The sequence below is a fragment of the Polaromonas sp. UBA4122 genome (genome assembly GCA_002381615.1).
Classification (GTDB): Bacteria; Pseudomonadota; Gammaproteobacteria; order Burkholderiales; family Burkholderiaceae_C; genus Polaromonas.
Genome location: DFWY01000052.1, coordinates 21,230 through 39,496 on the forward strand (window position 1 = coordinate 21,230; position 18,267 = coordinate 39,496).

Annotated in this window: 19 protein-coding genes; all 19 read left to right on the forward strand. The window is 57.9% G+C overall.

Features of this window, described 5'->3' with window-relative positions:
* Positions 1-52: 52 nt before the first annotated feature.
* On the forward strand, positions 53-1,423 hold the full coding sequence (locus tag B3F77_RS06920; protein WP_293604247.1) for a sialidase family protein: 1,371 nt from the start codon (positions 53-55) through the stop codon (positions 1,421-1,423).
* A gap of 214 nt (positions 1,424-1,637) precedes the next feature.
* Positions 1,638-2,165 carry a hypothetical protein gene (locus B3F77_RS06925; protein WP_293604248.1) on the forward strand — a complete coding sequence of 176 codons (528 nt, stop codon included), beginning with the start codon at positions 1,638-1,640 and terminating at the stop codon, positions 2,163-2,165.
* A complete protein-coding gene (fabD, locus tag B3F77_RS06930) occupies positions 2,162-3,112 on the forward strand; it encodes an ACP S-malonyltransferase (protein WP_293604249.1) in 951 nt (316 codons plus the stop codon). The genes B3F77_RS06925 and fabD overlap by 4 nt, the downstream gene beginning before the upstream one ends.
* Entirely contained in the window at positions 3,109-3,855 is a 747-nt protein-coding gene (gene fabG / locus B3F77_RS06935; RefSeq protein WP_293604250.1) for a 3-oxoacyl-ACP reductase FabG, read from the forward strand. The genes fabD and fabG overlap by 4 nt, the downstream gene beginning before the upstream one ends.
* 163 nt (positions 3,856-4,018) lie before the next feature.
* On the forward strand, positions 4,019-4,258 hold the full coding sequence (gene acpP, locus B3F77_RS06940) for an acyl carrier protein (RefSeq protein WP_011484542.1): 240 nt from the start codon (positions 4,019-4,021) through the stop codon (positions 4,256-4,258).
* Positions 4,259-4,498: 240 nt separating this feature from the next.
* Entirely contained in the window at positions 4,499-5,743 is a 1,245-nt protein-coding gene (fabF, locus tag B3F77_RS06945) for a beta-ketoacyl-ACP synthase II (protein WP_293604251.1), read from the forward strand.
* Positions 5,744-5,790: 47 nt separating this feature from the next.
* Complete coding sequence (locus B3F77_RS06950) at positions 5,791-6,330, forward strand: hypothetical protein (protein WP_293604252.1); 540 nt, start codon at positions 5,791-5,793, stop codon at positions 6,328-6,330.
* A complete protein-coding gene (gene rpoE, locus B3F77_RS06955) occupies positions 6,327-6,962 on the forward strand; it encodes an RNA polymerase sigma factor RpoE (protein ID WP_293604253.1) in 636 nt (211 codons plus the stop codon). The genes B3F77_RS06950 and rpoE overlap by 4 nt, the downstream gene beginning before the upstream one ends.
* Before the next feature lie 85 nt (positions 6,963-7,047).
* On the forward strand, positions 7,048-7,674 hold the full coding sequence (locus B3F77_RS06960; protein WP_293604254.1) for a sigma-E factor negative regulatory protein: 627 nt from the start codon (positions 7,048-7,050) through the stop codon (positions 7,672-7,674).
* Positions 7,675-7,710: 36 nt separating this feature from the next.
* On the forward strand, positions 7,711-8,823 hold the full coding sequence (locus B3F77_RS06965) for a MucB/RseB C-terminal domain-containing protein (protein WP_414702971.1): 1,113 nt from the start codon (positions 7,711-7,713) through the stop codon (positions 8,821-8,823).
* 148 nt (positions 8,824-8,971) lie between these two features.
* Complete coding sequence (locus B3F77_RS06970; protein ID WP_293604256.1) at positions 8,972-10,435, forward strand: DegQ family serine endoprotease; 1,464 nt, start codon at positions 8,972-8,974, stop codon at positions 10,433-10,435.
* Between the two features lie 593 nt (positions 10,436-11,028).
* Positions 11,029-12,840 (forward strand): translation elongation factor 4, encoded by a 1,812-nt coding sequence (lepA, locus tag B3F77_RS06975; protein WP_293604257.1) that lies wholly within the window; start codon positions 11,029-11,031, stop codon positions 12,838-12,840.
* 11 nt (positions 12,841-12,851) lie between these two features.
* On the forward strand, positions 12,852-13,817 hold the full coding sequence (lepB, locus tag B3F77_RS06980; RefSeq protein WP_293604258.1) for a signal peptidase I: 966 nt from the start codon (positions 12,852-12,854) through the stop codon (positions 13,815-13,817).
* A gap of 75 nt (positions 13,818-13,892) precedes the next feature.
* Positions 13,893-14,234 (forward strand): DUF4845 domain-containing protein, encoded by a 342-nt coding sequence (locus tag B3F77_RS06985; RefSeq protein WP_293604259.1) that lies wholly within the window; start codon positions 13,893-13,895, stop codon positions 14,232-14,234.
* Complete coding sequence (rnc, locus tag B3F77_RS06990; protein WP_293604260.1) at positions 14,235-14,936, forward strand: ribonuclease III; 702 nt, start codon at positions 14,235-14,237, stop codon at positions 14,934-14,936.
* A 42-nt stretch (positions 14,937-14,978) separates the two neighbouring features.
* Entirely contained in the window at positions 14,979-16,070 is a 1,092-nt protein-coding gene (era, locus tag B3F77_RS06995) for a GTPase Era (RefSeq protein WP_414702972.1), read from the forward strand.
* Positions 16,071-16,256: 186 nt separating this feature from the next.
* A complete protein-coding gene (gene recO, locus B3F77_RS07000; RefSeq protein WP_293604261.1) occupies positions 16,257-17,006 on the forward strand; it encodes a DNA repair protein RecO in 750 nt (249 codons plus the stop codon).
* A 14-nt stretch (positions 17,007-17,020) separates the two neighbouring features.
* Positions 17,021-17,854, forward strand: a complete 834-nt coding sequence (locus B3F77_RS07005; protein WP_293604262.1) for a pyridoxine 5'-phosphate synthase — start codon at positions 17,021-17,023, stop codon at positions 17,852-17,854.
* Positions 17,854-18,267 (forward strand): holo-ACP synthase (acpS, locus tag B3F77_RS07010; RefSeq protein WP_293604263.1); only part of this gene is annotated, 414 nt, incomplete at its 3' end. The genes B3F77_RS07005 and acpS, both read left to right, overlap by 1 nt.

The window sequence follows — 18,267 nt, forward strand, 5'->3', positions numbered from 1 at the left end:
GGCCCGGTTCTGACAGACAGGTGGCTGCTTGAATCTCAGACTGTCAGGCTTAATGGACCGGACGGACCGCTTGGCGGCTCTGTTGCTGGTGGCGGCCTTTGCCCTGGCCGGGTGGAAAATTTATAACCGCTTGCCCGCCGCGAACTTTGCAATGGTGTCCCAGCAGGCCGCATCGCCGGCAACTTCTTCGGGCGACGCTCTAAAAGCCGGTCCGGCTATAAGCTCGCCGTCGCGACAGCTGTCACCCGATGGCCGTTTCCGTTTTGACGCACAGTTTGTATCCGCCGCACCGGGGCAGGCGGTGCATTCGGCCTCTCTCGTCGAGTTGCGCGATGGCCGCTTGCGGGCGGTCTGGTTTTCGGGCTCGCGCGAAGGTGCGGGGGATGTGGTCATCCGAACCGCAGTGATGGACGCTGCGAGCTTGCGCTGGAGCGAGGAAAGCACGCTCTTCGACAGGCAGCAAATTCAGCAGGGACTTTGGCGCTATGTCAAAAAGCTGGGTAACCCGGTGATTGCCCGCGCGCCGGATGGATCGCTCCGCCTGTGGATGGTCAATGTTTCCCTGGGCGGGTGGGCAGGCAGTTCCATCACCTGGGCACGTTCCACGGACGAAGGGGCCACCTGGAGCGAGCCTCGGCGACTGGTGACGTCGCCGTTTCTGAATATCAGCACATTGGTCAAAGGGGCACCGATAGCCTACCAGGATGGGCAAATCGGCTTGCCGGTGTACCACGAGTTCGCGGCGAAATTTGCTGAAATCCTGCGAATCAACCCCCACGGCCAGGTGGTCGACAAAATTCGCATCCCCGGCAGCCAGACCAGCCTGCAACCGGTGGTCCTGGTAGCTGGACCGGAGCAAGCGCAGGTCTATATGCGTTCGGGCAATGCCAGAGCCCTGATGGCGTCCACCACCAACGACGCCGGCAAGACCTGGTCTTCCACCCATGCAACGACCTGGCCCAATCCGGATTCAGCGGTGGCCGGGGTTGTGACCAATGCAGGCGCGCAGTGGCTGGCCTTAAACCCGGCACCCAGGAACCGAGAAATTCTTGCGCTGTTGCAGGCAAGCAAAGAGGGCACCTTCGATGGGGCACGTCCGTGGATCGTGGAGTCCTCGGCCACACCCCAAACACGCCTTTCAATAAGCGACTACGAACGTTTACTGGGTAACGAACTCAAGGCCAGTGGGGCCAGCGAAGAGCAGACCCAAGCCTATGTGGCCAGCGCCAAGCGCCAGCTGTGTGGTGCGGACAGCTGTTCGCAGGAATTTTCATATCCCTATTTGCTGCAAAGCCGCGATGGCTATATTCATCTGGTGTACACGTGGCACCGTACGCGTATCAAGCATGTCCGGTTTGATCCCCTGCAACCCGTTCCAGCTGCCCAGGCAGCCCCAAGCCATGCTGATGCCACCCCTAACTGATCTGGTCGCCCTGCTGGGCATTGATCTGGTGCTGTGCGCCGGGTGTTTGCGTCTGCTGAGCTGGCGGCGCGGCCTAACCCGCGCTACCCACGTCACCCGATGGGCCAAATGGGTCACTGCCGCCTGTTTTGTGGTTCTGTGGTGCCCGGCTGGAGCGGCTCATCTGCCGCTCGTAGCCTATATACGAGGCATCAGTTCGGACTTGAGTATCACGTTGGTGGCGCTGGCTTGTCTGGGGCTATGCTACCGTCTGCTTGGCCTTCGTGCAGTTGGTCAGCGGGAGCGAATGGCAGTGAATGGTGCGGTGGCTGGGGCTGCAGTATTTTTATATCCACTCGCGCTGGGTTGGGGCGACTGGGATGCTTACCGGGCGGGGTGGGGTGCGCCCGGCATGTGGGTGGCTCTGTTGGCGGTGTCGCTGTTTTGTTGGGTCAAAGGACTGCGGCTTCTGCCTATGCTGGTGGCCGTGGCCTTGCTCGCATGGCGTTTTGGCGTGTTGGAATCCACCAATCTTTGGGACTATCTCATCGACCCGTGGCTGGCAACAGCGGCGCTTTTTCAATGCATGAAGTCTGGCGCTGTGAGATTGCTGGCGCGATTCAGGGGGACGGGATCGGGTGTGCGCACTTGTCACCCTGATGCGCCAGCAGCAGAACAGGGCGCGGCTGTGCGTTGTGTCCTTGAAATGGGTGTTGATACTTTTCCGCGCTTGAAAAGCTTGATAACTGGAGTAATTATTTGAAATCGTTTGCTTTTGTTTTTCCCGGTCAAGGATCACAGTCGCTCGGCATGCTGGACGCCTGGGGTGACCACCCTGTCATCGCGCAAACGCTGAGGGAAGCATCCGACGCGCTGGATCAGGATGTAGGTCGGCTGATCAAGGAAGGCCCTAAAGAAGCGCTGGCCTTGACGACCAACACCCAGCCTGTGATGCTGGTGGCGGGTGTGGCGGCTTACCGGGCGTGGATGGCTGAAACCGGTGCGGCGCCAGCCGTGGTGGCAGGCCACTCGCTGGGTGAATATTCTGCGCTTGTGGCGTCTGGGGTGCTGTCCCTGGCGCAAGCCGCGCCCCTGGTGCGCTTTCGGGCGCAGGCCATGCAGGACGCTGTTCCTGTGGGTGTGGGCGCGATGGCGGCGATCTTGGGCCTAGAAGCTGCCAAGGTCATTGAAGGGTGCGCTGAGGCGGTGCGGACGTTTGGACTCAATACGTCTGAAGTGGTTGAAGCCGTCAATTTCAATGACCCCATGCAAACAGTCATTGCGGGCAGCAAGGCTGCGGTGGACAAAGCTTGTGAAGTACTCAAAGCCAACGGTGCAAAACGTGCCTTGCCTTTGCCAGTGTCGGCGCCGTTCCATTCCAGCCTGATGAAGCCGGCGGCTGAGAAGCTCAAGGAAAAACTGGCAGCCGTTCATTTTGCGGCACCCCAAATTCCTGTCATCAACAATATCGAGGTGGCCACAGAGATAGACGCTGACCGCATTCGGGCTGCGCTGTACCAGCAGGCGTTTGGCCCGGTGCGCTGGGTTGAATGCGTTCAAGCCATCAAGGCGCGGGGGTTGGCCACCATTGTCGAATGCGGGCCGGGCAAGGTGCTGGCCGGCCTGGTCAAAAGAATTGATCCCGAGTTGACGGGTGCGCCCTTGTTTGATCCGGCCTCGTTGGCTGAAGTGAAGGAGATGCTGGCATGAGCGAAGTGAAGTTTGAAGGACAGGTTGCGCTGGTCACCGGTGCATCGCGCGGCATAGGCGCCGCCATAGCGCTTGAACTGGCCCAAAAGGGTCTGAAGGTGATTGGCACGGCGACCAGCGATGAGGGGGCTGCAAAAATCAGCCACGTCCTCGCCGCATTTCCGGGCTGTGCCGGCAAGAATCTGAACGTGAACGATGCGGCCGCTGCCGAGGCGCTGATAGACAGTATTGTCAAAGAACACGGCGGCTTGCAGATCCTGGTTAACAATGCCGGCATTACACGCGACATGCTGGCGATGCGTCTGAGGGACGATGATTGGGATGCGGTGCTCGACACCAACCTCAAAGCGGTGTTCCGCATGAGCCGCGCGGTGATGCGCACCATGATGAAGCAGCGCTATGGACGCATCATCAGCATTACCTCAGTGGTGGGCGCGTCAGGCAATGCCGGCCAGTCTAATTACGCGGCAGCCAAGGCTGGCGTGGCCGGCATGACACGTGCGCTGGCGCGCGAACTGGGCTCCCGCAATATCACGGTCAATTGCGTGGCGCCAGGCTTTATTGAGACCGACATGACGGCCAGCTTGCCCGAAGAGCAGCAGAAAGCACTTCTGGGACAAATTCCGCTGGGCCATCTTGGCAAACCCCAGGATATTGCGCATGCCGTGGCTTTTGTAGCCAGTCCGCAAGCGGCTTACATCACCGGCCAGGAAATTCATGTCAATGGCGGCATGTATATGTAGCAGCTAGTGTGGTGTTGACCTTGCGGGTTTCATGAAAACAGCGGGTTGACAGTGGTAAAACACAGGAAATCGAAGCCGGTTTTTATCCGTCCGGCCCGGTGCTTAGGGAAACGTCTCTAACGCGGTAAAATCACGGATTAATTTACAACCCTCAGAGGGAACTATGAGCGATATCGAAGCACGTGTTAAGAAAATCATTGCCGAACAACTTGGCGTGGAAGAAGGTCAAGTCACCAGTGAAAAAGCCTTTGTGGCTGATCTGGGCGCTGACTCACTTGACACCGTAGAACTGGTGATGGCTCTGGAAGACGAGTTTGGCATTGAGATTCCCGACGAAGACGCCGAGAAAATCACCACCGTCCAGAATGCGATTGACTACGCGAACACCCATCAAAAGGCCTGAGGAATCTCTGCACAACCCGTCTTGGATCGCGCATCCGCCGGAGCGGGCGGTCTGCGGCGTTGCAATTCTTGCCAATAGGCAGGCTATTGGCAGCAAATTGCGCTTTGCAGCCCATCCCGACCTACGGCGCGCGCCCTCACGCCGAGTTATGCAGAGTTTCCTTATGGCTTTCGCGCCTTTGCCGTCACCAAACCTGAATAGCCGTTCGCGGCCTTTTCAGGATTTTTTCAGGATTACTGAATGAGCCGTCGTCGTGTCGTCGTGACAGGTCTGGGTTGTGTCAGCCCGGTAGGTAATACCGTGGCCGATTCCTGGGCCAACCTGCTTGCCGGAACGCCCGGTATTGACCTGATTACGCAATTTGATGCAAGCAATCTTGCCTGTAAATTTGCAGGAGAGGTCAAGGGTTTCAATATCGCGGATTACATCCCCGAAAAAGAAGCCCGACACATGGATCGCTTCATTCACCTGGGCTTGGCTGCGGCGTGCCAGGCGGTTGCTGATAGTGGCTTGCCTACCGGCGAGGCACTCGGCGACGAGCTGGCTACGCGCATCGGCTGCAATATTGGTTCGGGCATCGGCGGCTTGCCGTTGATCGAGCAGATGCACACCGAACTGGTGAATCGTGGCCCACGCCGCATTTCCCCGTTTTTCGTGCCAGCGACGATCATCAACATGATCTCCGGGCATGTGTCGATCAAGTTCGGCTTCAAGGGTCCCAACATCGCAGTCGTGACGGCCTGCACCACCGGTCTTCATGCCATCGGACTGTCGGCGCGCATGATTGAATACGGTGATTGCGACGTCATGGTTGCCGGCGGGGCTGAAGCGACGGTTTCGCCTTTGGGTGTTGGCGGCTTTGCAGCGGCCCGTGCGTTGTCGACCCGCAATGAAGACCCCAAAACAGCTTCGCGCCCCTGGGACAGGGACCGGGATGGCTTTGTGCTGGGCGAGGGCAGTGGCGTCGTGGTGCTCGAAGAATACGAGCACGCAAAAGCGCGTGGCGCGAAGATCTACGCCGAAGTCATCGGGTTTGGCATGAGCGCTGACGCTCATCACATGACCGCACCCGACATCGACGGTCCCCGCCGTTCCATGGCCATGGCATTGAAAAATGCCAGTGTCAATGCCGATCAGGTTCAGTACCTCAATGCCCACGGCACGTCGACGCCACTGGGCGACTTGAACGAAACGAATGCCATCAAAGCGGCATTTGGTAGCCATGCCAAGAACATGGTGGTCAGCTCGACCAAATCCATGACCGGCCATTTGCTGGGCGGCGCTGGTGGCATTGAATCGGTGTTCACAGTGCTCGCATTACATCACCAGAAAATTCCTCCCACCATCAACATCTTCAATCAGGATCCCGAGTGCGATCTGGATTACTGCGCCAACACAGCGCGCGACGCCAAAATTGAAGTGGCGGTTAAAAACAATTTCGGATTTGGTGGCACCAATGGCTCGCTGGTGTTCAAGCGCGTCTGACGCAGCTCGATTCATCCTTTCAAGCACGCGCCAAACCACTGACTGCCTTGACCACGCACAACGCCCCGCCGGTCGTCTATCCGCTGGGGCGTTCGCGTTTTCTGGGCGGGCTATTGCTGGGGCTTTGGCTCGCAGGTCTGCTGGTGCTGCTGCTTTGGTTCTACGTCACCCGGCAACTGGATTGGCGGATGGTTTTAGCCCTTGCCGCCGTTCTGGGTTCCGGCGTGGCAGCGCGCACTGGATGGAACAACGCCCCGGCTGGCCAGTTGGCCTGGAATGGTGAGGTCTGGCGCTGGGAGAGTTCGAGCTACCAGACAGGAATCGCCGAGTATGAACTCGTGGTGATTGCTGATTTCCAGCATAGGTTGCTGCTCCGGCTCGAAAACCAGGCACACGCCAGGCTGTGGCTCTGGGTGGAGCGAAAGGCCTTGCCAGAACGCTGGCTGGATTTGCGCCGGGCGGTGTATTCCCCGTACAAGTCCTCGGCTACGTCGCGGCCGCACGACTTGCTGCATGCAGAGCCGCTGCTGGCTGTGGCAGTAGTGGGCGCTATGCATCCTGTTGATGCCCCGCGAACAAAACCATGAGCACTGACGTGCCCCCGTTGCAAGCCGAGAAGGCCACCGACAGCGACGCCATGCTGGTCGAGCGCGCGGTAGCGGGTGATCAGAAAGCATTTGAACTGCTGGTCATCAAATACCAGCGGCGTATTCAGCGCCTGATAGGGCGCATGGTCCGCGATGTGGATCTGGTGGAAGACATTGCCCAGGAGACGTTTATCCGGGCCTACCGGGCACTGGCGCAATTCAGGGGCGAGGCCCAGTTCTATACCTGGCTATACCGGATTGCGGTCAACACCGCCAAAAAAGCCCTGATGGACCTCAAGCGGAACCCGACCGTTTCGGAAAATTCCTTCAAATCCGCGGATGATGATGAAACTTCCCCGCTGGAAAACGAACTAACAAGTTCGGAAACACCAGATGCTGTGTTGGCCAGCAAGGAAATAGCGGAAATGGTTAACGCGGCGATTGAGGCGTTGCCGGAAGAGCTTCGCCAAGCCATCACCCTGCGCGAAATAGAAGGGCTGAGCTATGAAGAGATATCGGAAGCCATGAGTTGCCCCATAGGTACGGTGCGGTCCCGTATTTTCCGGGCACGCGAAGCGATTTCGGAGAAGGTCAAGCCCTTGCTGGAAAACCACTCGGGCAAGCGTTGGTAGCAGGACAGGATCCAAGCATCACTAATGAGTCAGAGCAAGTCTTTTAGTTAATAAGAAACCGGTAGGCCCGCTGCCTATGAACATCATGAAACCGTCTATGCAAACCAGCGAACTCATGTCTGCCTTGGCCGATGGTCAATTGGGCCGCGACGATTTTGCAGCTGCACTCCAGGCTTGCCAGCACGACGAGTCTGCATTTGCCAGCTGGAACACCTACCACCTGATCGGTGAGGTACTGCGATCTCCTGCCCCCGTGGTGCGGAGTGCGGACTTGGCATTTGTTGGCCAGCTCAACCAGCGCCTTGCGCAAGAACCACTGCTCAGGGCGGCCCCTCAATCTGTTGGCTTTGACTCGGCGGCACCGATCAATGGGACAGCCGCCAGTGCCTTGATGAACCACCGTGGCCCGGCGTCCAACGATGGCAATTTCCGCTGGAAGCTGGTGGCTGGCTTTGCTTCGATGGCGGCCGTTTCCGCCATCGCGTGGAATGCATCAGGCCTGCTGGTGCCCACTTCTGCGCCGCAGCTTGCCCAGGCTCCCGCGCCCCAGCAAGTGGTGGTGGCTTCACCGCAAGGCCCGATGATGCGTGACGCCAGGCTTGAAGAACTGCTGGCCGCGCACAAGCAGTTGGGCGGCGCTTCCGCCTTGCAGGAGCCCTCGGGTTTTTTGCGAAATGCCATTTTTGAAACGCCGCAGAATGTGGGGCGCTGAGTGAATTTTGAGTTTCGGAAAAGTCTTAAAAAACCCATGAATTTCAAGCATTTTAGCCTTGCAGCCCTTGTGGCATGGGCGCTTCTAGCTATGAATCATGTAGCGGCTCAGGTGCCTTCACCTGCCGCCCAATTTTCCGCCGGGCCGCCCCAAGGAAAATTAGCGCCCTCGGGGGGCCGCGCAGTACGCGAAGCGACAAGCGTGGGGGCCAGTTCCGCCCTACCGACGACAGCCGCAGAGTCCAAGAGCATCAATGACTGGTTGATGCGCATGCACGAGTCCTCGAAAAACCGTGCGTATATCGGAACCTTTGTCGTGTCGTCGGGGGGGGGCATGTCTAGCGCCAAAATCTGGCATGTTTGCGAAGGCGACCAGCAGGTGGAACGGGTTGAAACGCTCACAGGCGCGCCACGCTCTATCTTCCGGCACAACGACCAGGTCGTCACCTTCATGCCGGACCACAAGGTGGTTCGCAGTGAAAAACGGGTGTCGATGGGCATGTTCCCAGAGCTACTCCAGTCGACCGACAGCCGCATTGCCGACTTCTACAAGGTCCGGCAGGACGGCGTCGAGCGGGTGGCCGGCGTCAAAGCCAACGTCATCGTGCTCGTTCCCAAAGACAACATGCGTTTTGGCTACCGTGTCTGGACCGAACAGAAGAAAGGCCTGGTGGTGAAGCTGCAGACGCTGGACACCGATGGCAAGGTGCTTGAGCAGGCCGCGTTTTCGGAGTTGCAACTCGACGCGCCCGTCAAAATGGACAATCTTCTCCAGATGATGGACAAAGTAGAGGGCTACCGCATTGAGACGCCTGTCCTGGTGAAGACCACGGCAAGTGCCGAAGGTTGGGTATTGAAAGTGCCTGTGGCCGGCTTCAAGCCCTTGAGTTGCTACAAGCGTCCGGCTACCGCAGCTAATGCGGCCGCTAGCGAAGAACCTCTGCAGTGGATTTTCTCCGACGGGCTTGCCTCGGTCTCCATCTTTGTGGAGTCCATTGACCGGCAGCGGCATGATAAGGAGTCCAGCCTGTCACTGGGTGCCACCCAGACGATGACCAGGCAACTTGATGCGTACTGGGTAACCCTTGTGGGCGAGGTTCCCATGGCAACCTTGCGGCTTTTTGCCGGCGGGCTGGAACGCAAGAAGTAAAAAAGCGGGTACTTAAGCAGAAACATTCGCAAGAATGTTATTCAGCCTGGCAGATTGCTTTTCTTGCTCCTGACCCCCAATTACCTTGATGTAATTTTTGCCAACAAGTTTGCTTATCTGATTACCAACATTTATGACGAGGCTGATGATGCTTGAGTTGAACTGGAAACCACTGCGTTCCTATCTGGCTGCAGGTCTGCTGGCGGTCGTTGCCGCCACTGCCCTGCTGCCTGTCAAACCAGTATGGGCGCAAGTCCGTACGCTGCCCGATTTCACGGATCTCGTGGAGCAAGTGGGCCCCTCGGTGGTCAACATTCGCACGCTTGAAAAAGTCAAAGCATCGGCCGCAGACAGTGGCGATGAGCAGATGCAGGAATTTTTCCGGCGTTTTGGCATTCCCGTGCCGCCCAATATGCCTCGCACGCCGCACCCGGATCGCAACCAGCCTCAGCCGGGCGAGGAGCAACCTCATGGCGTGGCTTCGGGCTTTATCCTCACGACAGACGGCTTTGTCATGACCAATGCCCATGTGGTCGAAGGCGCGGATGAAGTGATCGTCACCCTGACGGACAAGCGCGAATTCAAGGCCAAAATCATCGGGGCGGACAAGCGTAGCGATGTTGCTGTGGTAAAGATTGAGGCAACGGGGCTACCCGCCGTGAAAATTGGCGAAATTAACCGTCTGAAAGTGGGCGAATGGGTTATGGCCATCGGCTCACCGTTTGGTCTTGAAAATTCCGTGACGGCGGGGATTGTCAGCGCCAAGCAGCGCGATACCGGCGACTACCTGCCATTCATCCAGACCGATGTGGCCATCAATCCCGGCAATTCGGGGGGGCCCCTGATCAACATGCGCGGGGAAGTCGTAGGCATCAACAGCCAGATCTATTCGCGTTCTGGCGGCTTTCAGGGCATTTCCTTTTCCATCCCTATTGACGAAGCGGTGCGCGTGTCGGAGCAGTTGCGCAGCAGCGGCAAGGTAACGCGTGGGCGCATTGGCGTTCAGATCGACCAGGTAACCAAGGAAGTGGCCGAGTCTATTGGTCTGGGTAAGGCACAGGGGGCGCTGGTAAGAGGAGTTGAAAGCGGTGCGCCAGCAGAAAAAGCGGGCATGGAAGCCGGCGACATCATCATCAAGTTTGACGGCAAGCCGATTAACAAATCCAGCGACCTTCCGCGCATGGTCGGCAATGTGAAGCCTGGCACCAAGGCCGTGGTGACCGTGTTCAGACGTGGTGCCACCAAGGATCTGTCGGTCATCATCGGCGAAGTGGAGCCGGAAAAACCAGCTCGCAGAGCTTCTGGGTCAGAGCACAAGCCGCCAGTGGCCGGTCCGTCGCAAGCGCTGGGTTTGGTGGTGAGCGACTTGCCTGACGCGCAGAAGAATGAGCTAAAGATCAAGGGCGGCGTCAAGGTAGACAGCGCTGAAGGTGCGGCTGCCCGGGCCGGGCTTCGTGAAGGCGATGTAATCGTGGCGATTGCCAACACCGAAATCACGAGTGTCAAAGACTTCGAAGCTGTGCTGGTGAAAATTAACAAGTCCAAGGCAATCAATGTGTTGTTCCGGCGCGGTGAATGGGCGCAGTACGCGCTAATCCGGCCGGTTCGCTGATAATTTGACCCCCGGGCACACGAAGGGACCGCTTCGCTGGGTCGGTGGCAAGCCCTCTGCAATACGCTGGAAGCCCCCGAAAGACCCCATACCCTCCTCGGGTTGGGGGGATTTTTTCTCAGCGGGGCAGCATTTTCAGCTTTTCAAAAAATATATTTTGATGGGAATTTACCTTTAAATTTGTTAGTGCTAACTAACAATTAAAAGGACTCACTGATGAATTTGGTTAGAATACAGCAAGCCTTTTGGACTTTTTTGATATATCAAGGCAACTGGAACCCGAAATTTATGCCCAATTCGGGCCATCCAGGGTTGATCCACAGATCACCCACAAGTTGTCCAGAGACAAACAATATAAAATTGTGAATAAGTTGTGTATAAGTTTCCTGTTGCTAGCTTGCAACGACAAAAATATGGCTATTTTGGGGCTGTTCGCCGTTGGCTTTTTGCCTACAATGAACTTCCAACTATCGCAGTTGCCATAGATTGTTGGTTCTGGGCGCGTCACTACTCGACGCGCCCTTTTTTATGGTTCATTGCCAATGACCTCTAATCTCTTCGCAATGCTTTCAAGTACTTAGGCTTTCTCGTTGATGAATCACATCAGAAATTTTTCGATTATTGCGCACATTGATCACGGCAAATCCACGCTCGCAGACAGGATCATTCAGCGCTGCGGCGGATTGCAGGATCGCGAGATGAGTGCGCAGGTGCTTGATTCGATGGATCTCGAGAAAGAGCGTGGGATAACCATCAAGGCACAGACCGCTGCGCTGAAATACAAGGCACGCGATGGCGAGATCTACAACCTCAATCTGATCGATACACCGGGCCATGTCGACTTCTCTTATGAAGTGAGTCGCTCCTTGTCTGCATGTGAAGGGGCGCTGCTGGTGGTGGATGCCAGCCAGGGTGTCGAAGCACAGACCGTCGCCAATTGCTACACCGCGCTGGACCTTGGCGTAGAAGTCGTGCCCGTGTTGAACAAGATGGATTTGCCGCAGGCCGACCCGGACAACGCCAGGCAGGAGATCGAGGAAGTGATCGGCATTGATGCCACCGATGCCATCCCCTGCAGTGCCAAGACCGGTATGGGCATCGACGAGATTCTGGAGGCCGTGGTTGCCAGGATCCCGCCGCCCAAAGGCAATCCGTCGGGAGCATTGCGCGCCATGATCATTGACAGCTGGTACGACGCGTATGTGGGCGTGGTCATGCTGGTGCGTGTGGTGGACGGGCGCCTGGCCAAGGGCGACCGCATCAAGCTCATGGCCAGCGAAGCCACGTACAACGCCGAACAGCTGGGCGTCTTCACCCCGCATACCGAGCCGCGCCAGTCACTGGAGGCCGGTGAAGTCGGCTTTGTGATTGCAGGCATCAAGGAACTCCAGGCGGCGCGGGTGGGTGACACCCTGACCATGATCAAGCCTGGCACGGGTGGCGCTGCTTTCACGGCCACCGAGCCACTGCCCGGCTTCAAGGAAATCCAGCCGCAGGTGTTCGCCGGGCTGTATCCGAGCGACGCCAGTGAATATGAGTCGCTGCGGGATGCGCTGGAAAAGCTCAAGCTCAATGACGCGTCGCTGCATTACGAGCCTGAAGTGAGTGAGGCCCTCGGCTTTGGCTTTCGCTGCGGCTTTCTGGGCCTGCTCCACATGGAGATCGTCCAGGAGCGGCTGGAGCGGGAGTTCGATCAGGACCTGATTACGACGGCGCCCAGTGTGGTGTACGAGGTGCTCAAGGCAGATGGCGAAGTCATCAGGGTCGAAAACCCCTCGAAAATTCCGGATGCCGGAGGAGTCAACGAGATTCGCGAGCCCATCGTGACCGTGCACCTTTATATGCCACAAGACTATGTAGGCGCCGTCATGACGTTGGCCAACCTCAAGCGCGGCGTCCAGATGAACATGGCCTACCACGGCAAGCAGGTCATGCTGACCTATGAGATGCCGCTGGGCGAGATCGTGCTGGATTTCTTTGACAAGCTTAAATCCGTGTCGCGCGGCTACGCGTCGATGGACTATGTGTTCAAGGAATTCCGCGCCTCCGACGTGGTGAAGGTCGACATTTTGCTCAATGGCGAGAAAGTGGATGCACTGTCCATCATCGTTCACCGCAGCCAGTCGGCCTACCGCGGACGGGCCGTGGTGGCAAAAATGCGCGAAATCATTTCACGGCAGCAATTCGATGTGGCGATCCAGGCGGCCATTGGAGGCAACATTATTGCCCGTGAGACAATCAAGGCGCTGCGAAAAAACGTGATTGCCAAATGCTACGGCGGCGACATTTCACGCAAACGCAAGCTCCTTGAGAAACAAAAAGCAGGTAAAAAGCGCATGAAACAAATCGGTTCGGTGGAAGTGCCCCAAGAGGCTTTCTTGGCCTTATTGCAGATAGATGAATAATGCGCAATGCAATGAGCTCAATCACGGCGGTGGTGTTGGCGGCGTTTGTCGGCTACGGGGCTGCCTGGTATTTTGGCGCCGTGGAAGGCAACTTCTCCCTGCTGCTGTTTCTGGCAACGGTGGTCACAGGCATTTACTGGCTGGCTGAGCGGTTCTACTTTCTGCCGCAGCGGCGTCAGGCTGTTGCCGCGCTTGAAGCGAGTGCAGTGAAACGGAAGGCCGAGTTGGCCAAAATGGGCATCAACCAGGTCGACGACAATACCCGCGAGGCCAAAACCAGGCTCATCATGCAGCCCTGGTGGCTGGATTGGACCGCCGGTTTGTTTCCGGTCATCGTGGTGGTCTTCCTGTTGCGTTCTTTCCTGTTTGAACCTTTCAAGATTCCATCGGGTTCCATGATCCCGACCTTGCGTATCAACGACCTGATCCTGGTCAATAAATTTTACTATGGCATACGGCTGCCCGTCATCAACACCAAGGTGTTTGACAACCACGAGCCCGAGCGCGGCGATGTGATGGTGTTCCGCTATCCGCCCAAGCCCAGCCTGGACTACATCAAGCGTGTGGTGGGAGTGCCTGGCGACGAGGTGGCCTATCTCAATAAGAAGCTCACCATCAATGGCAAGCCCCTGCCCAAGACGCCCTTGGCCGATTTTTTCGATGACGAAACGCTGCGCTACGCCAAGCAGTTTGAGGAAGTCATTGGCGGCAAGAAACACCGCCTGCTCAACGATGACGAGCGTCCGGCGTTTATTGCGGGCGCAGACGACTTTCAATTCAAGCAAGATTGCCGTTACAGTAGCGAGGGCGTGGTGTGCAAGGTGCCGGAAGGGCACTACTTCATGATGGGTGACAACCGCGATAATTCGCTGGATTCCCGCTATTGGGGCTTTGTGCCCGAGAAAAATATCGTGGGCAAGGCCTTTTTTGTCTGGATGAATTTCGGCAACCTGAAACGTATTGGTTCTTTTGACTAATTTCGACATGGGGACTGCACTGCAGAGTGCCAAGACCATGACTCACAGGGATTTCCAGTCAGAGCGGGAGAAAAAATGAAACATCAGCAACGCGGCATTTCCTTCATCGGCCTCCTGTTTGTGGGGGGGGTTCTTGCGTGCATCGGCGTCCTGACTGCCGAGGTTGTGCCGACGCTCATTGAATTCCAGGCGATCACTAAAGCGGCCAGCAAAGCCACAGAGGGCAACACGGTGGCAGAAGTAAGGTCGATTTTCGACAAAGCCGCTGCGGTTGATGACATCAAGTCAATTTCCGGGAAGGACCTGGAAGTCACCAAAGAAGGCGACAAAACCGTAGTCGCTTTTGCCTACACCCGGGAAATTCACATGGCTGGCCCTGCGTACCTGCTGCTCAAGTACAACGGCCGATCCAAGTAAGTGCGAGCCAGTGCCCCTTCAAGTGCAGATCTGCTGGCACTGCAAAAGCGCCTGCAGCATGATTTTTCCAATCCCAAACTGCTTGCGCGCGCGCTGACGCATCGCAGTTTTTCGGCCGACCACAACGAACGTATCGAGTTTTTGGGCGATTCCGTGCTGAATCTGGCGGTGGCGGGGCTTCTGTATGAGCAGCTGAGCGAGTTACCCGAGGGTGATTTGTCGCGTGTGCGCGCCAACCTCGTCAAGCAGGATACCCTGCACAAGCTGGCGGTGGTGCTGGGCCTGCCGGGCATGGTGCGGCTGGGCGAAGGCGAAGCCAAGTCTGGCGGGCAAAAGCGACCTTCCATACTTGCCGATGCCCTGGAAGCGGTGATAGGTGCGATCTACCTCGACGCGGGCTTCGACAAGGCCGACCAACTGGTGCGCCGCCTGTTCAAGGATGTGGAGATCAACCCCCAGATGCAGGCCATCGGCAGAGACCCAAAAACCGAATTGCAGGAGTGGTTGCAAGGGCGCAAAATGAATCTTCCCATTTACCGGGTAGTGGGTACGATGGGTGCTGCGCATAAGCAGACATTTGATGTGGAATGCGAAATCACCGAATTCGGCCGGGCTGAACGCGGCATCGGTGGCTCGCGCCGAGCCGGTGAGCAGGCCGCTGCGGCGGCCATGCTGATGGTTGTCAAAACACTGGATTCCTGACTCAGCGCTACAAGCGCTGTAGCCCAACATGATTAACAGACTATGAGTACAGGTAAAAAAGAACCGAAGAAGCCGGTAAAAGCGGCAGCAAAAGCGGCGGCAAATACGCCACCGATGAACCCCATTGAGCAGGGCCCGGATGCGATCGGCGCCATGCTGGACCAGGCGCTATTGTCGCGCGGGGCGGCTGTACCTGCGGTCAACACAACTTCCACCGATAACAGCTCTCCTGCGGCCAACATTCCACCTGCCGGCGAGCAGCGCTGTGGCCTGATTGCTATCGTCGGCAAACCCAATGTGGGTAAATCCACCTTGCTCAACGCGCTGGTGGGCCAAAAAATCAGCATCACGTCGCGCAAAGCGCAGACCACGCGTCACCGCATCACGGGCATGCGCACGGTCAAGGCAACGCAGTTTGTATTTGTGGACACGCCGGGCTTTCAGACCCGGCACGGCAATGCCTTGAACCGTTCGCTGAACCGCACGGTGGTCGGCGCTGTCAACGACGTGGACTTGATTGTTTTTGTGGTGGAAGCTGGCCAGTTCAATCTGGCCGACGCCAAGGTACTGGCCCTGCTGCCTGAAAAGACACCTGCCATTTTGCTGGCCAACAAGTTCGATCTGATCCACCGCCGTGCGGAAATCGCCCCCTGGCTCCGGTCCATGCAGGAGCGGCACAACTTTGCCGAGTTTGTGCCCATGTCGGCCAATAACGCCAAAGACGTTGAGCGCTTGTTCGGCATTTGCGAAAAATACCTTCCGGTGCAGCCATGGATGTACGGCGCTGACGAACTGACCGACCGCAGCGACCGCTTCATGGCCGCCGAGATCATTCGGGAAAAACTGTTTCGCCTCACTGGCGACGAGTTGCCTTACACCTCGACCGTGTTGATTGACCAGTACGAGGAAGAAGGCAATCTCCGCAAGATCGCCGCCACCATCGTCGTTGAGCGCGACGGTCACAAGGGCATGATCATTGGCGAGAAAGGGGAGAAGCTCAAGCGCATTGGCACCGAAGCCCGGCACGAACTCGAAGCGCTGACGGGTGGAAAAGTGTTTCTGGAGATCTGGGTCAAGGTTCGATCCGGCTGGGCTGACGATGAAGCAAGGGTCAAGACTTTCGGCTATGAATGATGGCCCCCACGCTCGCCACTGCGTGTGCTTCGCTGCCCCCCGAGGGGGCTGAACTTGCTTGGGGCGACCTGTCGGAAAAATGCTTGGCGCTCTTGCTTGTCTCCAGTGTTGTACCTCCCCTTTCACCACGAAGAGGGGCTGGCTTCACTCGGTACGGCCCAGTGGTGGCTTGAGGAGCGTTGAGCCATGGCGGTTAAACGTATCAGTGACGAGCCCGCCTATGTGCTGCACCGCTATGACTGGAGCGAGTCGAGCCTGATTCTGGAGGTATTTACCCGCCAGTATGGGCGGGTGGCGCTGGTTGCGCGCGGGGCTAAAAAGCCCAGCTCCAGCTTTCGGCCGATTTTGCTGCCCATGCAACCCTTGCACATTGCTTTCGGTGGGGATGCGGAAATCCGGACCCTCAAAAGTGCCGAATGGCAGGGTGGCCATGTCATGCCCACGGGGGATGCACTGTTGTCGGGCTACTACCTCAATGAACTGCTGATGCGCCTGCTGGCTCGCGAGGACCCGCACCCGGCCCTTTTTGACGCCTATTCGGCTACGGTGCAGCTGCTCGCCAGCCAGAGCATAGACACGCTGCAGCTTGCGCTGCGTGCTTTTGAGCTGCGTTTGCTGCGCGACATTGGCCTGCTGCCCATGCTGGATGCAGAAACGGCGACGCTGAGCCCCCTGGAAGCCCACACCCGCTACGTGCTGGTGGCGGAGGCGGGCCTCCGGCAGGCCCATGGCGACGACCGTGCCAGCCTGCCCGGCGAACAATGGCAGGCGCTGCAGCAGGCCCTGGGCGATAACGCCCTTTTTTCTGAAACCGTGGCGGCCTGCATCCCCGGGCTCCTTGAACTTAAAACCCAACTGCGCGCTTTGCTGCACTACCATTGCGGCGTGAAGGTCCTGAAAACCCGGCAAATGATGATGGATCTGCAAGCCCTTTAACAATCAACACCGCCATGCCCCTCTTTTTCCAAACTCACGACCAGCCCGCCCACCAAGCGACCCACCAAGCCGCGCATAAAACCGCCTTGTCGGTCAACGTCAACAAAGTTGCGCTGCTTCGCAATACCCGGCACCTCGGCATCCCGAGCGTGACGCGCGCCGCCGAGCTGTGTCTGCAGGCCGGTGCGCAGGGCATCACGGTGCATCCCCGGCCCGACGAGCGGCATATTCGCGCCGATGATGTGTACGAACTCGCGGCGCTGATGAAGGATTGGCCCGACCGTGAATTCAATATTGAAGGCAATCCCCTCCAGAACCTGATGGATTTTGTCCGGGACCTGTCCGCCAGAGGCTTGCCGCTGCACCAGTGCACCTTTGTGCCCGACAGCGAAGACCAGTTCACCAGCGATCATGGCTGGACTTTTCCGGACGATGCCGAACGCCTCCAACCCCTGATCGAGCAGGCGCACGCACGCGGCGTGCGGGTGAGCCTGTTCATGGACCCCGTCCCCGAAGCCATGGCCGCAGCCAAAGCCGTGGGCGCCGACCGTGTGGAGCTTTACACCGAGAGCTATGCCCGAGCCTGGTCTGGGGCCCAAAAAAATAAGACTTTAAGCCAGTTTACCCAGGCAGGACGGGCGGCAGTAGCTATCAATTTAGGAGTTAATGCGGGCCACGACTTGAATCGCGACAACCTTACCGAATTCCTGCGTACGGTGCCCGGTGTGCAAGAGGTGTCGATCGGCCATGCCCTGATCGCCGACGCACTGGAGCTGGGTTATGCCGCTGCGGTGAAAGACTACCTGCGCTGCATCGACGAAGCGTTTTCCCCAAGCGCAGCCTCCTGATGATTTACGGCCTGGGTACCGACATTTGTGATGTGCGCCGCATTCGCGCAAGTCTTGAACGCCACGGCGAGCGCTTTGCCCGGAAAATCCTTAGCGACGGCGAGTTGGCGATCTGGCGGAGCCGTTCGCAACGCTGGCCGAACCGGGGCGTCAACTATCTTGCCACGCGCTTTTCGGCCAAGGAGGCCTTCAGCAAAGCCATCGGCACCGGCATGCGCCTGCCCATGACATGGCGCCACTGCGAAATTGCCAATGCGGCCAGCGGTAAACCCGAAATTTTGTTGCACGGCGCGCTGAAGTCCTGGTTTGAGGCGCGCCATCTCACCGCCCATGTCACCGTGACTGATGAAACCGATTACGCCGCCAGCTTTGTGGTGGTTGAACAGGCCCTTAACACGAATGGCACTTACTTA